Below are 861 nucleotides of genomic sequence, written 5' to 3'. Positions count from 1 at the left end.
CGATATGGGAGTGATACAGCCGTTCCTTGCGGAGCAGTGCGCCCCGCTCAGGGCTGCCTTCGGGCAGCGCGTCGAAAGCGGCCAGGATCCGCGCCTTGTAGGCCTTGGTGAACGTCCGCCGCTTGGGCCGGGCCGGCTGCTCATCGGTCACCCGACCATCCTGCCCCGTCAAGGCACTCTGATCGGCGAGGGTCATCGTCACTGTCTCGATCATCCTGTCTCGCCCTGCTTCACATCAAATGGACTCATCTGTCCCATGTATCACAGCAGTCTGACAGAGAGGGGAATCGAACCGATGACCTGCTGTTTACAAGGGACTTCGAGACGGTCTACCGGTGTCCACTGCCATCACGAACGCCTGCTCGAAGCCACTTCTGGAGCGTTCCTACTCCAGAAGCATGCAGGGTTGTCCGGAGCGGTTGTTAGCATCCGTGTTAGCAAGATCACTGACCTCGGCGCTGCACCGTGAGAGCACGCCTCAAAGCAAGGTTTCTGGCCGAAGTACCTCGCTGCGCAGGATGCGATGGATCTCGCCGACCTCGGCATTGTGGTTCGTCTGACGTCGCAGTTCCTTGCGTACGGCGTCGGTCACCACATCGGACAGAAGTACCTGGGCCAGCGACTTCGGCGACGTCGCGGCGCGAGCCCTCCACAGGTCATCGATCAGGCGCCGTTTGAACGCCTCCTTGGTCAAGTAGAAGAGCGCGTCCGTCTTGGCGCTCAGGCCGGTGTCACTGAGCCTGGATCCACGACGTGATTCGACCTGATCATTTTGCGGTCTAATTCCTCGACGATGGTCGGATTCGCAGGTGAGGGCGCGTTTTTGAACATGGCGAAGCCGCCGCGCGCGGGGTCGCGGCC

General features: G+C 61.2%; 2 pseudogenes. Both read right to left on the bottom strand.

From position 1 onward, the window contains the following. Positions 1–214 (bottom strand): annotated as a pseudogene (locus tag ABGB01_RS46020) (hypothetical protein); the annotation flags it as partial. Positions 215–478: 264 nt separating this feature from the next. Then, positions 479–861: pseudogene (locus tag ABGB01_RS46015) on the bottom strand (hypothetical protein); the annotation flags it as partial.

Source organism: Nonomuraea sp. B5E05 (assembly GCF_039880665.1).
Lineage (GTDB): Bacteria > Actinomycetota > Actinomycetes > Streptosporangiales > Streptosporangiaceae > Nonomuraea.
This window is presented reverse-complemented; position numbering and strand designations above follow the sequence as displayed.